The 21,816-nt window shown below is 37.1% G+C and carries 27 protein-coding genes and 1 pseudogene; 5 read left to right on the forward strand and 23 right to left on the reverse strand.

Annotated features, from left to right (window positions below; genetic code table 11):
* The coding region (locus HYU07_00075) for a radical SAM protein (protein MBI2128611.1) at window positions 1-654 on the forward strand (654 nt) is incomplete at its 5' end.
* 100 nt (window positions 655-754) lie between these two features.
* On the opposite strand, the gene HYU07_00080 is transcribed toward HYU07_00075, so the two are convergent.
* Both HYU07_00080 and HYU07_00085 read right to left on the reverse strand, forming a co-directional pair.
* Window positions 755-1,156, reverse strand: coding sequence for a hypothetical protein (locus tag HYU07_00080; protein ID MBI2128612.1), 402 nt, complete (start codon window positions 1,154-1,156; stop codon window positions 755-757).
* Window positions 1,153-1,491: a DUF4064 domain-containing protein gene (locus HYU07_00085; GenBank protein ID MBI2128613.1), complete on the reverse strand. Its 339-nt coding sequence runs from the start codon at window positions 1,489-1,491 to the stop codon at window positions 1,153-1,155. The genes HYU07_00080 and HYU07_00085 overlap by 4 nt, the downstream gene beginning before the upstream one ends.
* 155 nt (window positions 1,492-1,646) lie before the next feature.
* On the opposite strand from HYU07_00085, the gene HYU07_00090 reads away from it, so the two are divergent.
* On the forward strand, window positions 1,647-1,895 hold the full coding sequence (locus HYU07_00090) for an ArsR family transcriptional regulator (GenBank protein ID MBI2128614.1): 249 nt from the start codon (window positions 1,647-1,649) through the stop codon (window positions 1,893-1,895).
* 58 nt (window positions 1,896-1,953) lie between these two features.
* Here the strand turns inward: HYU07_00090 and radA are convergent.
* Together radA and HYU07_00100 are read right to left on the reverse strand one after the other, a co-directional pair.
* A pseudogene (radA, locus tag HYU07_00095) lies at window positions 1,954-2,747 on the reverse strand (DNA repair and recombination protein RadA).
* A gap of 11 nt (window positions 2,748-2,758) precedes the next feature.
* Window positions 2,759-3,073, reverse strand: a complete 315-nt coding sequence (locus tag HYU07_00100; GenBank protein MBI2128615.1) for a hypothetical protein — start codon at window positions 3,071-3,073, stop codon at window positions 2,759-2,761.
* A gap of 289 nt (window positions 3,074-3,362) precedes the next feature.
* On the opposite strand from HYU07_00100, the gene HYU07_00105 reads away from it, so the two are divergent.
* Entirely contained in the window at window positions 3,363-4,502 is a 1,140-nt protein-coding gene (locus tag HYU07_00105; protein MBI2128616.1) for an NERD domain-containing protein, read from the forward strand.
* Window positions 4,503-4,768: 266 nt separating this feature from the next.
* Here HYU07_00105 and HYU07_00110 read toward each other — a convergent pair whose 3' ends face one another.
* The 8 genes from HYU07_00110 to HYU07_00145 all read right to left on the reverse strand — a co-directional run bounded on the left by HYU07_00110 (window position 4,769) and on the right by HYU07_00145 (window position 11,724).
* The gene (locus HYU07_00110) at window positions 4,769-5,449 is read right to left on the reverse strand and encodes a hypothetical protein (GenBank protein ID MBI2128617.1); all 681 of its coding nucleotides are present in this window, start codon (window positions 5,447-5,449) and stop codon (window positions 4,769-4,771) included.
* Window positions 5,446-5,625 carry a hypothetical protein gene (locus HYU07_00115; GenBank protein MBI2128618.1) on the reverse strand — a complete coding sequence of 60 codons (180 nt, stop codon included), beginning with the start codon at window positions 5,623-5,625 and terminating at the stop codon, window positions 5,446-5,448. The genes HYU07_00110 and HYU07_00115 overlap by 4 nt, the downstream gene beginning before the upstream one ends.
* Before the next feature lie 21 nt (window positions 5,626-5,646).
* A complete protein-coding gene (locus HYU07_00120; protein ID MBI2128619.1) occupies window positions 5,647-5,994 on the reverse strand; it encodes a hypothetical protein in 348 nt (115 codons plus the stop codon).
* Between the two features lie 19 nt (window positions 5,995-6,013).
* Window positions 6,014-7,024 carry a hypothetical protein gene (locus tag HYU07_00125; GenBank protein MBI2128620.1) on the reverse strand — a complete coding sequence of 337 codons (1,011 nt, stop codon included), beginning with the start codon at window positions 7,022-7,024 and terminating at the stop codon, window positions 6,014-6,016.
* A gap of 61 nt (window positions 7,025-7,085) precedes the next feature.
* A complete protein-coding gene (locus HYU07_00130) occupies window positions 7,086-9,650 on the reverse strand; it encodes a hypothetical protein (protein ID MBI2128621.1) in 2,565 nt (854 codons plus the stop codon).
* Window positions 9,650-10,270: a hypothetical protein gene (locus HYU07_00135; GenBank protein ID MBI2128622.1), complete on the reverse strand. Its 621-nt coding sequence runs from the start codon at window positions 10,268-10,270 to the stop codon at window positions 9,650-9,652. The genes HYU07_00130 and HYU07_00135 overlap by 1 nt, the downstream gene beginning before the upstream one ends.
* Before the next feature lies 1 nt (window position 10,271).
* Complete coding sequence (locus HYU07_00140; GenBank protein MBI2128623.1) at window positions 10,272-10,769, reverse strand: hypothetical protein; 498 nt, start codon at window positions 10,767-10,769, stop codon at window positions 10,272-10,274.
* Window positions 10,762-11,724, reverse strand: a complete 963-nt coding sequence (locus HYU07_00145; protein MBI2128624.1) for a hypothetical protein — start codon at window positions 11,722-11,724, stop codon at window positions 10,762-10,764. Before HYU07_00145 ends, HYU07_00140 begins: the two co-directional genes overlap by 8 nt.
* 90 nt (window positions 11,725-11,814) lie before the next feature.
* Here HYU07_00145 and HYU07_00150 point away from each other — a divergent pair, with 90 nt between their 5' ends.
* Window positions 11,815-13,059: an ankyrin repeat domain-containing protein gene (locus HYU07_00150; GenBank protein MBI2128625.1), complete on the forward strand. Its 1,245-nt coding sequence runs from the start codon at window positions 11,815-11,817 to the stop codon at window positions 13,057-13,059.
* A gap of 38 nt (window positions 13,060-13,097) precedes the next feature.
* Here HYU07_00150 and HYU07_00155 read toward each other — a convergent pair whose 3' ends face one another.
* The 7 genes from HYU07_00155 to HYU07_00185 form a co-directional block, all read right to left on the reverse strand.
* Window positions 13,098-13,862: a hypothetical protein gene (locus HYU07_00155; protein MBI2128626.1), complete on the reverse strand. Its 765-nt coding sequence runs from the start codon at window positions 13,860-13,862 to the stop codon at window positions 13,098-13,100.
* A 1-nt stretch (window position 13,863) separates the two neighbouring features.
* Window positions 13,864-14,364, reverse strand: a complete 501-nt coding sequence (locus HYU07_00160; GenBank protein MBI2128627.1) for a hypothetical protein — start codon at window positions 14,362-14,364, stop codon at window positions 13,864-13,866.
* A gap of 1 nt (window position 14,365) precedes the next feature.
* On the reverse strand, window positions 14,366-14,752 hold the full coding sequence (locus HYU07_00165) for a hypothetical protein (GenBank protein ID MBI2128628.1): 387 nt from the start codon (window positions 14,750-14,752) through the stop codon (window positions 14,366-14,368).
* 82 nt (window positions 14,753-14,834) lie between these two features.
* Entirely contained in the window at window positions 14,835-15,131 is a 297-nt protein-coding gene (locus HYU07_00170; GenBank protein ID MBI2128629.1) for a hypothetical protein, read from the reverse strand.
* A gap of 63 nt (window positions 15,132-15,194) precedes the next feature.
* Window positions 15,195-16,190, reverse strand: coding sequence for a hypothetical protein (locus HYU07_00175; GenBank protein ID MBI2128630.1), 996 nt, complete (start codon window positions 16,188-16,190; stop codon window positions 15,195-15,197).
* The gene (locus tag HYU07_00180) at window positions 16,157-16,306 is read right to left on the reverse strand and encodes a hypothetical protein (GenBank protein MBI2128631.1); all 150 of its coding nucleotides are present in this window, start codon (window positions 16,304-16,306) and stop codon (window positions 16,157-16,159) included. The genes HYU07_00175 and HYU07_00180 overlap by 34 nt, the downstream gene beginning before the upstream one ends.
* Window positions 16,307-16,337: 31 nt before the next feature.
* On the reverse strand, window positions 16,338-17,213 hold the full coding sequence (locus HYU07_00185) for a hypothetical protein (GenBank protein ID MBI2128632.1): 876 nt from the start codon (window positions 17,211-17,213) through the stop codon (window positions 16,338-16,340).
* A gap of 209 nt (window positions 17,214-17,422) precedes the next feature.
* Between HYU07_00185 and HYU07_00190 the strand changes: the two genes are divergently transcribed.
* Window positions 17,423-19,174, forward strand: a complete 1,752-nt coding sequence (locus HYU07_00190; protein MBI2128633.1) for an SUMF1/EgtB/PvdO family nonheme iron enzyme — start codon at window positions 17,423-17,425, stop codon at window positions 19,172-19,174.
* Between the two features lie 55 nt (window positions 19,175-19,229).
* Here HYU07_00190 and HYU07_00195 read toward each other — a convergent pair whose 3' ends face one another.
* From HYU07_00195 to HYU07_00210, 4 genes are read right to left on the reverse strand one after another with little or no spacing between them, the layout of a single operon-like run.
* Window positions 19,230-19,757 carry a hypothetical protein gene (locus HYU07_00195; GenBank protein ID MBI2128634.1) on the reverse strand — a complete coding sequence of 176 codons (528 nt, stop codon included), beginning with the start codon at window positions 19,755-19,757 and terminating at the stop codon, window positions 19,230-19,232.
* On the reverse strand, window positions 19,742-20,248 hold the full coding sequence (locus tag HYU07_00200) for a hypothetical protein (GenBank protein MBI2128635.1): 507 nt from the start codon (window positions 20,246-20,248) through the stop codon (window positions 19,742-19,744). The genes HYU07_00195 and HYU07_00200 overlap by 16 nt, the downstream gene beginning before the upstream one ends.
* Before the next feature lies 1 nt (window position 20,249).
* Window positions 20,250-21,326: a hypothetical protein gene (locus tag HYU07_00205; GenBank protein ID MBI2128636.1), complete on the reverse strand. Its 1,077-nt coding sequence runs from the start codon at window positions 21,324-21,326 to the stop codon at window positions 20,250-20,252.
* Complete coding sequence (locus HYU07_00210) at window positions 21,304-21,813, reverse strand: hypothetical protein (GenBank protein MBI2128637.1); 510 nt, start codon at window positions 21,811-21,813, stop codon at window positions 21,304-21,306. Before HYU07_00210 ends, HYU07_00205 begins: the two co-directional genes overlap by 23 nt.
* Window positions 21,814-21,816 lie beyond the last annotated feature (3 nt).

The following is a 21,816-nucleotide window of genomic DNA, read 5'->3' on the forward strand; positions in this document are numbered from 1 at the left end:
GGCAGCTTTAAAAAAGCAATTTCAACGATAAGGGAATTAAGGAAAATAAAAAACAAGAATTTCAATCTTGGCGTTGAGACAACAATTTCAAAGCTCAATCTTGGCAAATTAATGGAATCCTATCTTTATCTTAAAAAGCTTGTTCCTTATGTGGGCCACACAATTGCCCTTCCCTCAGCAGGCTATTTCGGGAATTTAAATTCAAATGTTTTCGTAACTAAAGATGATTACCCAAAAATTATAAAATTTCTGAAAGCAATAATAAAATACGGGCCAGAGCATGCCTTCTATTACAATCTGCTGATTGATATAATGAACGGCAAGAGCAGAAAAATGCTCTGCCTTGCCGGTTTTAAAAGCGTTTTTATGGATCAAAACGGGAACTTGTATCCCTGCGCAATATTATCGGGAAATAAAAAATATTTCATAGGAACTGCCCTTGATAAAGATATTTTAAAGAAATGGTTTGAAAACAATGAATTGAGAAAAGGCCTTAAAAAAGAGATGATCTGCAGAAGATGCTCGTTTTCATGCGATCTGATAAACAACATTAAAGAGGAGTTTCTGCAGTTTTCCATGTTTTTGCTGAAAAACCCAAAAGTGGCATTTGGCTTGGCAGGAAAACTGAATAAGTTCAAGGGAAGTTATTTTTAAGTTTATAAAATCATAGGCAGAATGCACACAAATTTATTTGTAGGATGGATGTTGTCTTTCTTCTAGTGTTTCTGGAAGGGAAAGAAGTAGTGATTGCTAATCACTTAAAGCATTTTTTCCCTATCAATTTAGAGTCTTTATCAAAAATGAATTGAACACCTGTAATTTGTTCTTCAACTATATCTCCAGCATCATTGGTTATAAGTTTTTGTATCATTAATTGGTCACAATATAGATTATTAACATTTTCGCCTGCTTTTTTACCTAAATGACAAGAAACACTGTTCTGAAAAAAAGGATTCCCTTGTTTCTCAACAGGCGCTATCGTATACCCTTCTCCTGCCGTAATACCTTTAGTATCTAAAGTAATCATATCATTGCTTTTTACCGGAAAGAATTTTTCAGGTGTATTTACTGTTGGGCACGTTACAGGAGTTGCTTTTTCACAACCAACTAAAACTAAAATGGATATGATGAATAAAGGAAAAATTATCTTTCTCATTTTTTATCGCCTTTTCTTATCACTGCCATAAGACCAGCGATTATTAACAGTATAAATGAGAGTGCATATGCAAAACTTACAGAAATCACTCCACCAATTGCGCTAATAATCATCATCCAACCACCCAATTTAGTTTTGCTTTTTACTAATGCCGCACCAACAATTCCTATTATCGAAAAGAGTATAGCTAGCCAGCCAAGTCCAATAACAGTTGAAGCTCCTTTTCCACCTAACGCATAGCCAATTCCACCGAACATTAATGCAATTAAAGCTCCAAAGAAACCAAATATTCCTCCAATAAGACCAAGTACAAATTCAACTGTTCGTTTTCCCATTTTTTACCCCTCCAAAACATAACATCCTTTTTATAACTACGTCCATATATAAAGTTTTCTATTTTGTTTGATATTTGCTAATAGATTGTTGAATTTGTTTTTTATAGGATATTTGTTTATAAATCGCTATGACTTTGTTTAATTTAGTTTCTTTTGTGAAAAGAGGAAAGAACAGAAAAAAGATTTTTTATGTATTAGATAAACCTATGATGCCCTCAGAATTAATGATGAAGATTTATAACAAAAACAGCAACACCTATTTTAACCTTGTATCGAGAGCTTTATCTGAGTTAAAAGATAAAAATCTCGTTGAAGTTGTAAATCCTACAGATAAAATGGGGAGGATATATCAAAAAACTAAATTAGGCAACAATGTGGCAAAGAAGCTTAAAGAACTCGAATAAGAAACTATCCCCTATTTTTGGAATATGTTGTTTAAAAATAAAAAAAAGAAATAAAAAATTAATCCACAACGTCCTTTAACCCGCCTTCTTCAACAAAGAAGTTGCATTCTGCTTCTGGCAGATTCGGGCTGTCAACAAGCTTTGCCACTCTGCTTCCTTTCTTGCCTTTTCTGAGGTAAACTCTGAAAGTCGAGGCATGGGCAACAATATGCCCGCCGATTGCCTGTGTTGGATCGCCGAAGAACATATCCGGCTTTGCCATCACCTGGTTTGTTACATAGACGCAGATATTGTTTGTATCTGCAATCCTCATCAGGGTATGCATGTGCTTGTTCAGCTTCTGCTGCCTGTCCGCCAGTGTTCCCCTTCCTACGAATTCTGCCCTGAAATGGGCTGTAAGGGAATCAATAACAACAAGCTTTACTTTCAGGCCCTGCTTTTTTATCAGATCTTCAGTTTTTTCAGCAAGAAGCATCTGGTGATCGGAGTTGCAAGCCCGCGCAACTTTTATGTTGTTAAGCACCTGCTCTGGCTCCAATCCCGCGCCTCTTGCAAGCTGAATTATACGTTCAGGCCTGAATGTATTTTCAGTGTCAATAGTTTTTTTACACCCTGCCTTTTCTGCAGCAATTCAGCCCCGGTCTCAAATCCCATGTCCAAAGATGAGCGGGCTGCCTGTATCATCTTCCTTGCTGTTGCTTCTGTAACACCAGCAATTTCAACTAACTCTGCCGGCGATGCAACCGCCACTGACATGAGGTCATTATAGCCGCATGCCTGCAGCTTTTCTGCTGTTGCTGCCCCTACTCCTGGCAGGTCCATTAACGCAATCTCTTTTTTTTCCTTTTTCATTATGATCACCTTTACATTATGTCTTCCAGCTCTACTTCGCTGTAATCCTCAGCTTCAGAATCGCCTTGTTCTTTCAGAACAAGGTATTCGTATGCTTTCTGCGAAACCAGCGCTAACTTTGGCAAATCGCCAACTCTGAAAGAAGACGTGTTCTTCCATGCATTGGTTTTTTTGTCCTTATAGCTTCGCTCTACCTGCACTGTGCGGTACTGGACACTTTCGCCAGTCTTGCCTTTGCCGGTATTTTGCCATATTGTGGCAGAAATAGCTCCTGCTCTTATCTTTTTTTCCGGCTTATTGCCAGAACTTTCTGTACTTGTTTTCATTTTTTCACCCTTTTGCTTTTCGCATTTTATTTCAAACTTCCCTTGATTATGAAGCCAGTTACAGCTTCCAGGAAGCGGGTGTTGCTTTCTCAGCAACAATATAAGAAAAGAACGCTTATTTAAATACCTTTTGACCGCAGGTGTCCACTGTGTCCAGTGGCTAATAGTTGTATGACTGCTATTAAGTCCTAGCGAATGCTTTAAGTGGCAAGGTTTCGTAAGAAGCTAAAGGGTCAATTTCAGGTACTAAATCGGTAATTTAATAAGCATTAGATAATTACTTCATACTGTGACAACTAATCGTGAAATATTTTCAAGAAAATTTGCCAATCTAAACAGAAATCGTGGGTTATTCTTATTTATGTTTGCAATTTTTTCTTCAGCTATCGGATTGATTTCAGATTTTCCTACTGCACTATATGGGTTATTTTCAGGTTTAATATTATTGATCATATCTTTAGTTTATTTCCGCAAATATTTGACATGGAATTTAGGCGCGAAAGGGGAAGAAACCGTTATAGATGAATTAAAAAAGCTAGGTAAAAATTTCCACATAGTTCATGATGTTAGATTACCAAATATAAAAGGTAACATAGACCACATAGTTATAGGTGAAAACGGCATTTTTGTGATTGAAACAAAACATCATAGAGGAGACATAAAATATGAAAATGGTATGTGGACTCAGGAAAAGATAAGTCTGAAAGGTAAATCGTATTTAGGAGATTTTACTGATCCAATAAAACAAGCTAATAGAAATGCCGTTAAACTGAGGCAATTCATTTCTGAACAAGAAATATTCTCTGAAAAATTTAGGCCTTGGATTAATACAATTATAGTTTTTACGAATTCAGAGGTAAATTTGCAAATCGAGAAAGCACCAACAGATATAATTAGAGTAGGAGATTTATGTAGAACTATTCAAAATAAGAAAACTAAAATTAAACTTAGTAAAAATGAGGTTGATGAACTTTTTGATATTTTACAAAAAATTGTGATATCTGAAAGAAAAACATCATCATTCGAGGGTGTTGGAGAGAGTTACTGGCTTAAAAATTATTTAAGTTATGCAAGGTTTGGATTCATCTGGGGCATATTTTACGCAATTATTGTTACATTAGTCGCTCAACAATTCAACTTCATAGATTACTGGATGTTTGGTATTTTATTTAATGGTATCATTCTTTTTATTCTAGGTAAATCATTGATTGATCTATTTATGATAAAAGTAAAAAATGATATCTTAAGATTATCTTTAGTCCATTTTATTAGTTATCTGCCCATATTTTTATTCACTGGCTTTTTCTTTACAACTGTTCCTATTAGTGAATATCCTATAGAAAATATTGCCGAATTGGCAATAAGACTCGGGATAGTTGTCTTGACCGTAGTAATTTATAAGATGCTTGGGTGGAAAATGCCCAGTTAGACATTCCGAACTGATTGCGCATAATGGCGTTAGTTCTCCTTACCTCGAAAGTCCCTTCCAACAACTGAAAGGAGTTGAGAGCTGGGACTTTTAGGAATGCAAGGTTCGAGCCGAAGGCGAGAAAGTCGCCGAGTTAGAATTGAGAAAGATTGTGTTATGATCCTCTAATTTTGCCGTTTCAGGGTGCGTAATGCTGGTTTGCCTCTCACTAACGTTCGAGGGAATATAACCTCAATTATGTGTAATCAATGCTCGACATGACAAACTTATTCTTCTTTGATTTCTAACTTAAATCTATCCTGTGATAAAAACCACAGGAATTCAAAATATAATGCAAGGAAATAGATTACAAAAACAACACCCGAACCAGCGTTAAAAGCCGCTTTTAGCCCATAATCCCACATCATATTCAAATTAACAGCACCAATAGTGGAAATGTATAATAAGAAGTATCTTAACAGAGAGTCTTTCAAAAATAGCTTAACTTCTGCTTTCTTTAGCTCAACATTATTAATGGACACACACTCATCAATTTTGCAAGGATAGATTGGAGGCAAGAATCTTGATAATACCTTTGTGATAACGGTTGAATTTCGCAATACTTTCAAAACATCAAAATGATCTCTCATGATGTATTTTGGTTCGTTAAAAAGACTAATAACAACTTCATCACCATTAACTTTTTCAAGTATTATGATTGGTCTGTTGTCTCTTAAACCAAAGAAACCAATTTCAATATCTGTTCCTACGACATCTACTCTAAAACTATTGATAACGTATGCTTTCTCTGATTCATCGCCGATGTCAGCAATCTTTAGTTTATTGAGAAAATTATTAAAAGCACCTTTAGCAAATATATTAGATTTAAAATTTACGATAATTTTTGACTTAACAGAATATTTTAGTAAATCATACTTCTGAATATTTTTGTAGGAGATTTCCGTCATTTTTTCACAAAGAGGGATTCAACAATCTTATCTCTCTCCTCCTCTTTTAGTTGTGGATTAAGACTATTTTTTAGAATTTTTTTTGCTTCATCAACTGTAATCAGATCGTTTTCTAGTAAAGCGTTAATTATTTCGAACTGCATCTTCAGTGGATCAAAATTATCAATATACACCATAATTGCTCTGAATAATACCCTTTATTTTGGTTTTATAGTATCAACCTTCTTATATCCTTTCTTAATCAAATAATCACCATAATCTTTTCTCGCTGTGTAAGCACATATGCCAAACAATAACCATTGGAGATAAAATAATGGTGAACCAAGCGAGAATATAACCCAAGCCGAAATCAAAACTGCAAAGAAATATACCCACATTCCCTTTGATAAATACCATAAATACCCAAAAAAGAGACAAGGCCAACAGAATCCTTTTTTTATTTGTTTGACCTTTCCAGTATATTTGTTCTTGTATACTGCAATCTCTTTGGGTGTAAAAGGATTAAAGTGGTCCCATCCATGCCATTCCCATTTGTATCTTTCCAAATTAGTGCCTCTTATAAAACTATTTCACTTCTATCTCTTTCTTCAGCCTTTCGATCTCTTCAGAAGGATCAGCATTCGGGAATACAAGCTGCGAGATCAATTCAAGCCTTTCAAACATTGTATTCTTGACAACCCTCCCGACAACCTTGATCTGCTTTCCCTTCAGCTCTGTTTTTACTGCTTCAAACTCAGGGATGTTTTCCCTGTATTTCGCGATCTCTTCCTCATTTTTGCTTAAAAGATTGTTTGCCTGCTTTTTGAAAAACACAACCCTCATGTTGTCCGATCCGTCATCTAAGACTGTATTCAGAACATAGGAGTAAGAAGGCTCAACAATGCCATGCTCCTCGCATACAAAATTATTGGACAGCATCCTTGCCCTTTTCTCGCATTTCGGGCAGACTTCAAAGAACTTCGGGTCAGAAACATCAACTATTGTGCCGAACAGCTCAACATTCGGCTCGCTTTCTTTTAATTCATTTATCTTTTTTCTTTTCGCCTGTATCTTGGCTTCAGTTTCCTTTATTTCGCCTATTGCTTCGCCAGGCGGGCTTATGATAAGCCTGCTCTTGTCATTGATGTGCACTTCCAGCCTGCCAAAATTCTCCCTTACATAGCCGCCCACAATCTTAATTACATCACCCTGCTTTATCTTTTCAAGGTTATTCGCCTGGTCATTCCAGAGCACAATCCTTACGCTGCCTGTTTCATCCCCAATTACAAGCGAAGCAACCTTTCCGCTTCTTTCTCTGGATACGAATTCCCTCAATTCATACACATTTGTAATTTTTCCCACTGTTTCAACATTCCTCATGCCTGCAAGAATATTCTTTATTTTCAATTTTCCGGAAACCTGCTCAAATATCTTGACGCCAAGGTCATTCGCCACAATGTGGGCTGCCCCTTCTCTCGATATAAGGCCAGAAAGATGCTTTAATTTTTCCTTGATCTTGTCTTCAATCTCGTTATCGCTTAAATTTGTCTTTTCCTTTATCTTCTCGATTATAGTCTCTACTGGTATTTTAATCAATTAAGCCACCAGGATTCAGGTTAATCGCATTATTTATAAAGTTTTGTATAATCTGAAATAACTATGGAATTGTTATTGTTTTTGAGTTTTTATCATTTAAATCTGTGATTTTATTCTGTGTTTCATCTTTCGCTATGGCTGCAAAATAATATGTTCCAGCAGCCAGATTTTCAAATGAATAGCTCAACTCTTTTAAAAGTGCAATTGGCGCGTCAGAATTGCCTATTGCAGTTTTAGATGTTGTAAATTTATAAATATAATATCCTTCTAAGTCATTGACAGGAACTGTTCCATCATAATTCTTGTCAACAGCCAGCCAGGATAAAGTTAGTTTTTTAGCTGAATCATCATATGCAGGCGCATTCATCGTTACCCTTCCAGGCGCCAGATCATCTATAACATTTCCCTTAACGACATTTAATTTTTGATTTTCAGAAACCCCGTCGATCTCATTGTCACTGAAATCAACTGCTGTAATTGCAAGATTGTATGTTGCACCATCATCAAGACCGGACAAAATATAAATAAACTTTTCTTCCCATAAGTATAATTTTCTCTTTTCTAATGCTTTGTTATATTTGCCATAGACGCAGGGTTCGCCTTCTTTTGCATAATTGCAGTTTTCTAAATCAATATCGCTGATTTTTTCATATTTGGTTGCATCTATTGGAATTGATTTTACATCATCATTGCTCTCATCCTTTAAAAGATGATTTTTAATTTCAGTCGGAATATTAAATTCTTTTTTAGTGTAATAAACATAATAATTTGCTATATCATTCGCTTTATTTTCATCAATTTTGTCCCATATCAATATCAAAGAATTCTGGGCTTTTGGCTGATCCTGCGCTTTTAAATTTTCAATTGGAGGCGGCGGTGTTGTATCGCCGAAGTCAATGGCAAAATTATAAACGATGTTTTTCTCTTCAGTTTTGTCATTCAATTTGTCATAAACCAGAAATCTCTTCTCATTGTTTGTTACGCAGAAATTTGCCTGCCTTTCTGAAACAGAGCATGAGCTGCCAATCTTGTTTTCTGAAAAGCTTACTAATTTTGATTTTTTATACATTTTTAACATGTCCAAATCAAAGTCATATTTTTTATTCAAAAAAACAACCCCAAGGAATCCTAACTCTCCGCTATACGCTTCGCTCTTTAGCCTTATTGCGGCTTTCCCATCGCCATCATACTTTATTGTGAAATCAATGTATTTTTGCAAATCAAAAACTAATTGTTTATTTGAATCTTCTATTGCAATTGTTGGCCCGATTGCATCTATAGTTTCACTAAGCTTATTCAAGGTAGCTATAATTTTATTGCCGTCATTCGCCATTCTTATTTTAAACTCCTTGTTCTTAGGCCCGTCTTTCATTGTGAATTCGCAGCTGCATCCAGCCATCTCTGATGCAAGGCATCTTTGGTAATAGCTTAAAAACTCAGAGAAAACTCTCTCTTCATCTGTTCCGCAGTCCGCTGACCAGCTCAATGTCTTCGAATTGAACTTTTTAATTTCATTATTCGCGCACGAGTTCAGGTCTTCTTTTGAGCATTTAGCAATCATCTCTTTTGCTTTCTCTTTTATCAGCGCATAATCACTCAGACTATAATCTATAGTCAAATCAAAAGAAGGCTTTACAGCATAGGTTATCTTGTTTTCCATTGCTTTGCACGTTGGCGAATCTTTATTGTAGGTTATTTCTCCATATTTTCCATTCTTCAATGAAGGATATGAAAAATAGTTCAGCGGATTTACATAGTTACCTATCTTCATGCTTTGGGTTGCTGCATCATCAATAACTGCCAGTTGTAAAACTCGGTTATCTGCCTGGCCTATCAGATCATGCGTCTTTATTTCATCGCCTTCTTTCACATTTATTGTTTTAAGATTTCTATATTCGACCTTTATGCTCCATGATGCGCTATTTACAAGAACACTGTCAGCTGTAACCTTCTCAACTTTTCCGGTAAAAACAGCAAAAACATCTGAATCTTTTCTTGAAATTATTTCAACATGATCTACATTTTCCTTTCTTTCTGAATCATAGCCAAAGCATTCGCCAACATACGGCTTATCGTCATTTGTCGGCCATGCAAATCCTTTTGGCTTTCCAGTTGATTCAAGATAGGATCTTGATGTATAAATATTCTGCAATGCAATGCCAATGATTTTCAGTTTTTCATTTTTAAACGCAAACGCATAATTGTTTTCTGGGATAAATACGCCCTTATACTTTGACAAATAAGGGTTTAAATTTTCATTCAGGGATAAAGAAAGATTTGACTTCAGCGATTCCTCATCCGGATAGCATGCTTTGTCCTTGGTTGTCCATAAGTTATAGATGCCATATTCCCCGCAATCAGGCTTATTGCTGTAGCCGCCATTGGCTGCAAGATCGTAAATTGATTGGTACGCTGAAAATTTTGCAGCCATATCAATATACATCAGCGCCTTCTCGCCTTTTTGGTATTCATTGAGCAATGCAAGCTGCCTTTCGCCTATTTCTTGTTTGTCAAGTTTGCTTACTTTTTCCAATATCGCAATAATTGACATCACCAAGATTGCTGTTGCTATGAATACAAGGAACATGTTGAAGAACATTATTGATTTTTTATTTAATCTTTTCATTAGCATCCTCTGGCTCCACTCTCCGTATTTGTTGAAATTTGGTCGCTGAACATAAAATTCACATAGATAGTTTTACCTTCTGGCAAAGGCAGCGCTTGGTTTGGCAGGTTCATTACTTTGGCCACATTGTCTTCAAAATGCTTTGACCTGAATTTCTTATTTTGATTCAGCAAGTTGCCTCCGTAATTCTGCCTGATCTCTGCTTCAGAGTAATCTTTATCAAAAATATAAAGCGCATAGCCTCTTATCTGCTTGCTAACAGCTCTATGGCAGAATTCAAGCGAATTGAATGTTCTTTGCGCGCTATCCAAAAGCAGATCATAATATTCTTTCTTTTTGACATTGTCTTCTTCTATATAATACAACACTATCAAGTCTGCAATGCTTATCTCTTTTCCGTTGAAATCAATTGATGTTCTGAGATATGAATATAATATTGAAGATTCTGAATTGGTATTAATGCCTGCCAGGGTTTTTGCTGCGGTTTTTGCTGCGGCAGTAAACAGCGCAATAAATATTATGAGAATTATAAAATAAGCGATCCACGAGAAAAAGTCAACCAGAGCGCCTGCATACCCTTTTTTGTTTAATTTTTTTATTTTTTTGAACATTGTTTTCATCTTAGCCTTTATGCGTTACAACATCCATTTCAAGTTTTGCAGGTGTAAATTTGCCATTGTCATGCATTAAAACGTACATTGTCTTAAAAGTCCGTGCATAACCGGATGCAAAAGAAATTGGCTGGATGTTATTGTAAGTTTTCTCGTTGTATATCAGAGACTTTATTTCTTTGCCTTTTTCATCGAGCAGCCTGAGTTTCGCTGCTATTACTGCATCGCCTTTTTCGTCATTGTAAAAGATCGCTTTTTCAAGGGCTGCAGAATCAAATTTTTGCAAGTCTATGATGCCCGGATAAGAACGGTCTGTTTCAGGGCTGTTATAAGTTATACCGTCAGGCGAATAAAGAATCCTATTGGCGAATAAAGCAATCCTGAGGTCAGTTGTTTCATTCTTGAGATTGAAGAAAAATGTTATAAGAAACAGGATCGAGAATACAATTGTAACTATGAAAAGTATTCTTTGTATCCAAATCACTGTATTAAAGCTTATTTCAACCATTTTTGTAGTAATTGCTTAATGCTGTTGATATTGCATCGCCAATATAGGCTGCTTTGTCTAATAATCTTGCCTGTGTTTCTTGGTCATTTTCAAACTCTACCAAAACCGAAAGCTTATTTTGGTTAAGTATTGCGTTATTTGATGTTGGAATTATTGACAAGCCATTCGAAGCAGGAAGATTTTTGCTTTTTAAAAGGTGATTTAAAACATAGCACGCCAGTTTTCTTGTTTTTGCATCGTTTTCATTTGGTATAAATGCCTTTATTATGTTTTTTGAATCTTTTTTGGATATTGAATTAAGAATTATTACGGCTTCGGGCTTTGCAGCTGCTATTTGAGCTTCAACTGTATCGCCATAGGCAGGATTTACTGCTTCCTTTATGTCCTTGAATGGGCCCCCTATATTTTTTGCAGCATTTTTCAGCTTATTTGTTATATCTTGGCTTTGATCTGTGCTGTAACCAGGGTCTGTAATAATGATTTTATCATTAACAGCGTCGTTTGTATCAATAGTGGGGCATTTTAAGGCCTCCTGAAATGTTTCCTGCACATTTGATACTCTGACTTCATCATCTGTTTTCGAAAACAAAGCCTGCTGCGAGGGATCAATGTCTGAAAGCGAATGCCCAATATAGTTATCAAGTCCAAAAGGGAATTGCTTGTATTCCTGCCTGTCTTTCTTGCTGGCAACTCTTACAAATGGCCTGTCTGTTGCTATAAACGTCATCACAAAAGGCTCTGGTGTCGCAACCTTGTAAAGTGTATAAGCATTTCCTGGAGCAGATTGTATTGTATCCAGCAATAATGCAGCATCTGTTGCTGTCGCCCTCTTTTCAAATGATGTGTCTTTTGCAAGAACATTTACCTCCCACCTGAGGAAGAGAAGAACAGCAGCAAGGATCACCAACTCTATTATTACGTAGAGCATCAACTGAATAGCCCCTTTTTTGTTCATATCTTAACTTATGATGTGGTTATTTATTAAGTTTTTTGTTAAATCAGGAAAAAAACAAAATTTATAAAGAGAAGCGCTTAATTGCCTTTTATGGCGCACAGAAGATCTTTGACCGCAATTGTAACTGTTCTGGCCGCTGTTCTTTTTTATGGCTGTGGTCAAAATAAATCCGCTAGCACTAATAACCAAGAAGGATCTGTAGAAAATGCTAAACCTAAAAGTAGCATCTTAAATAAATTCGAAATCAACCTTGGCAATTTATCGACGCCAGAAAAAACATTTGGGTCAATGATCAAGGCATCAAGGGGAAAAGATTATGATGTGTTTAAAAAATGTTTTGAACATGACTATTTCAATGGCAATGAAAGTCTGTTCAAAGAAGAAGCTCAACCTATAACAATCGACTCCTATCGTATTGGTTTGCCAATGCCATTATCATCTGGTTCTGAAGAAAAAAAGCCCACCATTATGAATTCTCCTTCTGGTTTTAATTTAAAATTACAGATGGCCCCAGTTTATGCAAGAATCATTGTTACTGAAGATGGAAAAGACTATATGCAAGGGGCTACGTTTAGATTATTCAAGGTAAGCAAAGAATGCTTAGATGCCGCTGCCGAATTAGGAAACAAATACATACTGCTAAAATACAATAAAGTTGGCGACTGGGTGATATATGATGAAACAGAGTCCGTAGATAAGTGGGAATATTCTGCAGAATTAATTAATGAAAAATCTGCCAAATCAGTATCGATACATGACTTGGTAGAGGGGAGAGATCTATCAGGGTTGGAGAGGTTAATAAAAACTAACCCTAAGCTGGTCAATGCGAGAGATAATGGTGGCAAAACGCCATTACATTGGGCAGTATTATATACTCGTGAAGAAATGGTGAAAATGTTGATCGCCAGGGGTGCTGATGTTAATGTAGGTATAGAAGGTATCGGATATACGCCTCTCCTTCTTGCTACAGAGCACGGTAATTCTAATGTAACTAAATTCTTGCTTTCTGTAGGCAGTAACGTTAACGTAAAAAATGAAGAAGGTTGCACACCATTGCATAATGCAGCCAAGAAATGCGACGTAGATGATGTGATACTGTTGTTGAATAGTGGTGCTGTGGTTAACGCTATAGACAAAAAAGGATATACTCCATTACATTATGCTGCTGGTAATGATTATACTTTAAACTCACTAGATGCTGCAAAAGCACTGCTTGCTAAAGGCGCTAATGTCAATGCGAGAGCCAACGATGGCAAAACACCATTAGATCTGTCAAAGAACAATGTAACGATTAGGGGAATGTCGGCATTACTAGAAGAATATAACAAGGAATAATGTGCTGAATATACTACGTTGCCAACCCTTGTAGGCTTTCATCCCTGCAGCCTATCGCAAGACAGCTTTTCAATGTTCTCATAAGGCACAACATAAATATCATATAGGCTCTCAGGCGGCCATTTAAAAAAAGTTCTCACAAAAGAACGTACTTTTTTAGTAGCCACAGCATAAATAACAACGCCGTAATCTCTATTTTGGGATAAGATTGCACCGCCTCGGAAATAATCAAGATGTTGTCCAATACTGAATTCTGTTGTAATGCCAAGTATGCTTTGGAAATTTATTGATTCTATAAAAAACGCATCCCTATCTGTTTCTGGGAGTGAACCTTTCAAGTATGAATGATAAGAAGTATTCGTTAGTTCATTGTTTTTTAAAAAGTCAACAAATTCTCTTTCTGAAATGCCGTCTTCTGTTTCAAAGCTGAATTTAGAGCAAACAAAACACACAGTTGTGAGGTCAACCCAAGCCCCCTTGAACGGATCCATTTTCCCCTCTCCAAATTGGTGCCAGCAGTCGCGCATAAGCTCAGCAATCTGCTTCATTGCATCTTTTTTCTCGGCGTCCTTTGTTGTTCCCTGCAGTTTAAGTTTTCCTGCCTGGTACATATTGCAATCTATGCCTAAGATCTTATCTGATTTGTCAGCAGCAACAACAGAAATCAGGCAAATGTCCTGATCGCCTTGGCGCATGGCAAATCTAACTATCCCGATTGCCAATGCGATGAGTATAACAAATACCACTAGCGCGATGATGATTTTATTTAAATTTTCCATTGCCTTTTTATTCAGTTTTTTCATTTCAAGTGTCTTTTATATGGACTGTGTTGCCTTCTTTCCATACAGCAACATTCTTCACATTGCCGCCATTTGGCCCTTTATCTTTGCGCAAATATCCTGAAATTACAGAGACATTTTGCACAGGTTGCATATTCATATCATATCCTTCTACAACTATGTTGAATTTAAATCGTTTTTTTGTATAAAATAATCCGGGATCATCGCCCTCCTTCAGTATACAGAGGCATTTATCGCAGCAACTTGGAGCTGCAACTCTGGATACCAATTCAAATTTAGCTTCTATATAATAAGGCACATACCTTTTATCTGGCGTTGCCTTTTCAACTGCAGGAGCAAGAATTTGCTCAAATGTGTTTAATGTTGCTAAATCGAGTTTTGGTATAAATGCAGAGTATATGGTAACTATTAGCCAGAATAATAACGCAAGAAAGATTGCTGCAAGAACAAGGCTGATTATTGTTTTTAAACTAAGATCAATGCCTGCTTTTTTGTTTTTAAACATTTTACGAGCTGCAGCAGCAGAGCTTTGTATTTTCAGAGTTAAGCGTGGCTGCTGCTCTTATTGGTTTTTCTGAAGGGCAGCTGTATTTGCCCTTTTCAGCGCTAGATGCATCACCGCAGCCTTCATGACCATCTTTGTCATTTACTCCGCCGCAATCGCTTATTTTGTCATAATTGCATGGCTTACCTTGGGTTATTGCGCCAAGGCACCATGATGCTGCATTCGCCTGCCCTCCTGCTGTGTCTGTCTGTCCCTTAAAGATTGCAGCTATTCTCCCAGTTCCTCCCATAAAGATGAAGATCAGAACAGCAAGAACAACTAATGCAAGAACAGCCCATATAATAGGCCCAAACATAAACTCTGCAGCTTTTTTGTTTTTTATGAGCATTTTTGCACCTTTTTTATCGAGTAAGGATATTCTTAGAAATGCTTGTATTTAAAGTTTTGTAAAAAATAAGTTAAAGAAAAAATTATGATTTAATTATAGGCATGCAGCAATAACCATCTGCTTTTTTATCATTATTGTTGTCTTTTTCACAATCTGTGCCTTTTAGAACAGTAGAGTCTGCGCCGCAATTTGCCGTTTTTCCAGTTGAATCTGGGTTCGTGCATGTTCCGCCTTTATCTGCGCAGCTCTGCACAGCAAGGCTGAATCCGCCCAATCTGCCTGTGAATATTGCAAACAAAACTACCAGAACGATCAACGCCAATGCAGCTACAATTATAACATTAACAGAAATGTCCACTCCTTTTTTGTTCTTCATCATCAACACCTCTTATTTAATATACCTTGATATTTGTGGCAGTAATATTTAAAGGTTTCTATGAGTTTAAGGGTTTTGAAGCTCTGTCATGACACAAGTGATTCCCGGATCAGACCTGGTCTTTGTAAGCAAATAATTGCCATTTGGCAGGTCTTTGTCAGTTGAGCATAATGATGTGGCTGATTTCGTAAGCTCATATTTTGACCAATACAACGAAACTTCAATTCCCGTTAGTTTTATTTTATAACTCTCTGGAAGCCCCAATTTTATGTTTTTAGTTGTTTCTGATCCGCTGTTAAACTCATCGATTTCTTTGATAAACGCTTCGAATTTCTGATCTGCTTCCTCTGCATTTTTGGGGGCTTTGCATTCAACTAATTTTTCCCATTTAGACCGGATATAATCGAGCTGATCCTTTGAAAAAAATTGCGTTCTTGATTCGAATCTGGCTATATGATTGCTAAAACCGCCTGCAGGCAAGACATCCTCCTGATTGCCCGTCGAATAATCTTTAATTAACGTACCTTCTAACGGGCAGCCACTAGATTTGGTTATTGCAAATATTGTTAATTTGTTTTTTTCAGCAACTTTGAAGTCTAATGTAAATAATGCGTCATTTTTTATTATCGCAGGTTCAGCTGCAGCATCTTTTTCTTTAGCGCTAAATCGGCATTTGTCATTCTCATACTTCAACGTAAACTCTACAAGCGATATTTCCACATTTCCGCCATTTTCAGTCAGCTCTATTGCATTTCCTGCAGGCAGCCTGTTTTCCAGAGAAGTCATCTTGCATCTGCATTCTTTAAAAGGGCTGAGCTTGCATTCCCTGTATTCTTTAACAAACGTATTGTAAAAATCATAGTTTGTCAATGGCTCTATCTGCTGGTCTTGGCCCGGAATCTTAAACCCAAGGAATGCTTTGATGCCTGCAAATGCTGTGCTGTTCCATAAGAAAATGACAACAATCACAACTAAAATAACGATGATTGCTCTTATAATCGGGCTGAATTGAAAATCGCCCTTTTTGTTTATCCGCCAAATATCTTTTTTATTCCTTCCCATAGCTCCCATCCTTTTCCCGAAAGCAGGCTGACTATTATCAGCAATGCAAGAAGAATTGCCAACGTAATCAGCAAGCCGCCAAAAGCATTCCATTCAAGCGCTTTCTTGTTTTTCATCTGAATAAGCTGAATCTTGTTTTATTTAAACTTAACTGAAATAGCTTTCAAACGGATCAACTCCTAAGTCAACACACTTTATTGATAACGGCATATAATCATAAGGAACTAGCATGACCATTGGCGTATATCCTGCCAAATGCCCTGCGGCAATTATGCCGCCAATCCCTGCGCCGATGGCAGCAGAACCGCCAACAGTAATCAAAATGACATTCAAACCAGGCACAAACATCGCAAGGGTAGCCGCTGTTACCAGTCCGCCTGCTCCTGCTCCCGCGCCAACTCCTCCGCCAATTCCAAGACCTTTCCAAATCCCCTGCCAGTTAGTTTCTTTAGTGGCGTAAAGCACTGTAGCATATCTGACTTTTGTTGAAATCTTGGTTTTATCTTCCCTGTAATACTTAATGACCTCGTCTGTTGCCGGAGCTCCATAAAAATATTCATAGTATTTTTCGTCTTTGCCAAGAACATTGTGCTCTGTAAGGTAAAGCGCAAATCCATCAATGTCCTCGGAAAACCCTTCAAACGTGTTTATTGAGCAGATAGCGCAGAACTCATATTTATCTACAAAAGGGTTTAATGGCGGCTTTTCATTTGCTCCAAACTTGTCCCAGCATCTTTTCATTGTCTGGGCAAGCTGCTCCCTCACAGCATCTTTGTTCTTGGAGTCTTTTATTGTGATTGGAACTGCTTTGCATTCTTTTAAATCCTTTCCCATGCCTGTTTCTGCAGCGATCTTAACTGCAGTCCTGCATTTCTCGTCTTCGCCAACTCCGCGGGCGCTATTTGCCCATGCAGTAAGCCAGGGAATTCCAAAGAAAGCAAGAACAGCAATGCCAAGTATTAGGCTTACAAGCACAGCATTCCATATATCGCTGGTTTTTCCAATCGCCTTTTTATTTCGCATTAAAGACTCCTCCTAATTTCATGCCAACAATCACAAGAAGCAGTATAAAGAAAATTACCGCAAGTATTATCACAATCAGCTCCTGAGTCATTGATTTTTTTGATTTCATGCTGGTCTTTTTATTATATTGGCTTTCAAAACAAATAAATATTTAAATCTTTGTTAAAATTTAAGTAAATAGGTTTTAAACATGCAATAGTTAAACCAAAATGCTCGAAAAGCTCGTTAGTTCAAAATGGGGGAAACGATTTATTAGTCTAGCTGGCGGCTTATTCATAGGCGCTTCTATTCTATCCAGCCCAATAACTGCATCTGCTGAAGAAGCTGTATTGACAGTACTCTGCCATGGAATTAAAGGCAGCTCTGGTGATATGAATAGGATAGAAGATGTTGTCAAAGACCAATCTTATGTGCTGAATGTTGATTACCCGAGCACAGAAAAAAGAATAAAATTTTTTTCATATGACTTGGATATTGTGATAAGAGATAGGATAAAGCTGCTTGAAAATAAAAATGTCAATGTAAACCGCATTGTTTTTGTTGGCCACAGCATGGGCGGCCTTGTTGGAAGACACTATATAGAATGCGGCAATGCTAGCTTTGCGGATGTTGTTTCGAAAGTCAAGGCAATTGTCATGATTGGAACGCCAAATCATGGGAGCCCATTAGCTGATATTGTGTGCTATCATGCTGCCTTGGCAGGAGAAAGGTATGATGCAATTCCTCCTTCAATAATCGAACAGACAAAAGGCCCGAAATCTGACCTCTTAAAGATGCCTTCATTAACAGAGCCTCTTCACGCCAAGGGCATCAAAGGTTTCTTGGATGTGCTTACAAAACCTACAACGCTAATCAACTTCGTCGATTCTAGCTGGGGAAGAAGAGCAGTTTATGATTTAAACTCAGCTCCAGACGGCTTTATTGAAAGTGAACTGAATAAATTTGGTTTAAAGCCGGGCGTTTATTATTGCGTTGTTAGAGGAAGTGATAATAATTTTGCAACAGGCTTTTTGATTAAAGGCCCTAGTGATGGCGTTGTCCCTGCTGAAAGTGCAGATTTGATTGATAAAGTGAGCAATAAAGAAAATTACAGATTAGAAACTGTGAATGCAAATCATTTGAATATTACTGAAAACAAGGAAGTCATAAGAGTAGTTAAAGAAATTGTTGAGAGGGGAGGATCTAAAACTATTGTACTGCCTCCTTATGCAAAAATACCCCCTATCCCCAGGGGTTGGAGTTCAGAGGCACGTAAAGTTGAAATAATCCATAGCGAAAGAAAAGAGACTATTGATTCATTTGTGCATACGCTTTATAAAAACACAGTCGGGATGGAGTTTGTCCTTATTCCACCTGGACAATTTATCATGAGCAAACTGGATAACAAAGCTGATCGGAGTAGTGTGCAAATAACAAAACCATTTTATGTCGGTAATGTGTATGTAACGAAAGGTCAATACGATGCTGTAACGAATAACAAAAACATTATTGACATCTATGGTGAAAATCCTTTTACCGCAAGCGGACCCGTTGAAGCCACTATAGATGATGCTCTAAATTTTTGCAGCATACTCTCGAAGAAAGAAAAAATAACATATCGTTTACCAATGGAAGCAGAATGGGAATATGTATTTTTCCCAGGACCTGCTACGAAATACTATTTTGAAGTCAATAATAATTATTTTAAAAACAAGGTCAAGACCAGCATCATAACAACGGCTTTATTTGACGAGTCACTAGCCAAAAGGTTAGGCGTAGATATAAATTGGATAAAATCTATACCTGTAGTGGGGTGTGGTAATAATGTGCAAGAGCTATGCCAAGACTCTGCAAAAGGAGGATATGTCACACGATATTTTATCCAGCCAAGCAATACTGACAAACAATCAACAGGGCGCAATGAAATTGATATTAAAAACGCCGCCAATATATTTTTTCGCGTGGTAGTAGAATCAAAGTAGAGTCTGTAAGATTACGCAAAGAAAGATGTCACTGGATTAAGTACAAATAAACTAGTCATCCCCCGCAAATATCCAATCTAAAATATAATAATCCGGATGCCGACTGCAGGGGCTGGCTTGCACTGTACCATGTTGTGCATTCGCCTTCAGTTATATTCAGCATTGTTTCTGTGCATTTTATTTCATTTGACATTCTGTTTGCTGTGCATGCTGTGAACTTAAATGCATTGCGTTTAAATGTTTGTTTTAAGGTTTCATCAAGGATGTCTGTGACAATAAAATTAACATGCTGGCATGAATCTTCTGTTGCTGCTCCTCTCAAACAGCTTATATGCGCGCTTGATTTTGCGCAGTCTGCATAAAGCTCCCAGATCTCATAATTATTGCAGTCTGTTGTTGTTCCAAGCAATGTCGACAGCGTATTTGAAGCAAGCTCTGACTTTATGTATCTTTCCCTTGTTGTTGAAGCCGGCTTTGAAATGATATAAACCAGCGCAAAAAGCAGCACAAACGATATGAGTACAACTACAATGACCAGGCCAAGAACTTCAGTCTGTGATTTTTTATTCAGTCTGGCTGCCATGATTGTATTGTCAAGACTCCGAAATTTTTTCTGTCGTTTACAGCATCATAAATAATGATAGGGATATACGTGAGATAATATGTTGAGTAGTTGGCTGTTTTGTTGTAAAGAACCCACTCGCCATCTGGCAGAGTAAGTGCTGGATAAATCTGGTTGATTTTTATTACGCTAAACCTGAAAAGGTCATAATAGTAGCTGTTATTCAAGTCTGGAGGATTAGGCGCTATTATTTTATTGAATGCCCCGATCTTATACAAATCAAAGCTTATGTAAGTGATATTTTTGTAAGTTTGCTGCAATTCAGGAAGGAACTGTATCAGGTTTGCTATTTCAACTGACTGCTGCCTGAATGCCTCTTTTGTGCTTTCTTTTACTTCGCCAGTATAGAATTTCGCATAAAACACCATGCCGATAAAGACCATTATGATAAATATGAAGATCACCATTATCGTTTCCCCCATTTTCATCAGCTGGGCTTTTGTTTTTTTCATTTTAGTAGATCAGAGGGCAGGAATTTGATTCTGCGTCTAAACTTTGTCGAATTAATGCAGTTGCATCGGCATTTATTGCATTCATTACACTTGTATCTGCTGAACCAAAACCGCCATCTAATTTTGATATCATATCATCCAACGCGGTTGTTGTATAATATGAGCAATGTGTTGCATCTGCACCAATAAGCTCATTTCTGTTCTTGTACAGTTCAGCCATTATCTTGTATTTCCTGAATGCTTTTTCCATGTTGCATTTGTAATTCTCGGCATCTTCAGCGAATACTGCTCCAATCAAAGAAGGCACTTCAAGAAAAGGAAGTGCATTACCCGGTTGTACTCGAAAATATTTTGAATTTGCATCATACTCATAAAATTTTACTTCGTCATCATTTATACTTACTGCAGTAATCTGATTTTTCATTTTATCAAAAAAAGAAGGTGCGTTTGTTATGTCGATCGTGCCTGTAGCAGCATTAAAAAATATAAATTTTATTTCATAATTATTTTTATCCTCCAGTTTATCGTCACTTTCAACTGTGAGCTTGCTGATATCAATTATCTCTTTTGATATTTTTTCAGGCAGCATATCATAAAACTCTTTTGCCTTGTCCTCTGTTGTTGCATCCTTGACTAAAATATACCTCACTTCCGGGCTCGTAATATACAGAAAATTCATAATAAAAAATGGCGATTTCCATTTCATTGTGTAAGTAACCATCTCTCTCCCCTTTATGTAATCCGGCGAAAACAATACTGTTGTTGCCAATGACTCTGAAACTCCTGTTTTTTCTATGTTAAAAGAGGATGTTGCTTCTTCACAGACAAAATTGATTCTTTTATTTGGGGTTCTTATCAGATTTTCCCTGCTTTCCTCTGTGCCGAGCTTTGAGTGCATTATTATTGTCCTCAAATTGTTCCTTACATCTTTCGCCAAGTTAGTTTCTGCAAGCCCTCTCTGCCAGTTGACAATTGCAATAAAGAATAGAAGTATAAGCGAGCCTGCAATTAGCACAAAGATCCAGTTGAACTGAACCTCGATAACAGCTTTTCTGTTAAGATTCCGAGATTTCAACATAGTTGCCCCTGCCTGTTATTCTGAATGTGGCTCTGCCAGAAGAGGCATCTGCGCATAAAAACAAAGGGTTTGCAGAATCTGTAAGATCTGGGTCCGGAATATTGATTTTTCCCGCATAAAATGATTCAACTGATGCCTTGCTTTTAACCAGAAATATATTTTTCTTAACGCCTGAGCTGATGCTGTTTTTTATTATGGAGTTCAAGCTAGCAGAAGGTGATGAACTGCCTATCAGGCCATCATCAACAAAGCATATCTGATTATAACCCGCAGGAAGCTTTAAATCCAGAAGCTCGGAACTGCCTGCCTCTGTTGTTATTGCGCTTATATCCCTCTCCAAGGATGTCTTAAACCTTATAAAGTCCGCCTCTGTCGACTTCACCATTAAATCGCGTATCGCCTTGAATCCAAAAATCATAACTAACGCTATAACTAGCAATGCAAGTATGAAAACAAACACAAGATTTTGAACTTCTGCTTTTGCCATGTT

It is taken from the genome of Candidatus Woesearchaeota archaeon (assembly GCA_016180285.1).
Lineage (GTDB): Archaea > Nanobdellota > Nanobdellia > Woesearchaeales > JACPBO01 > JACPBO01.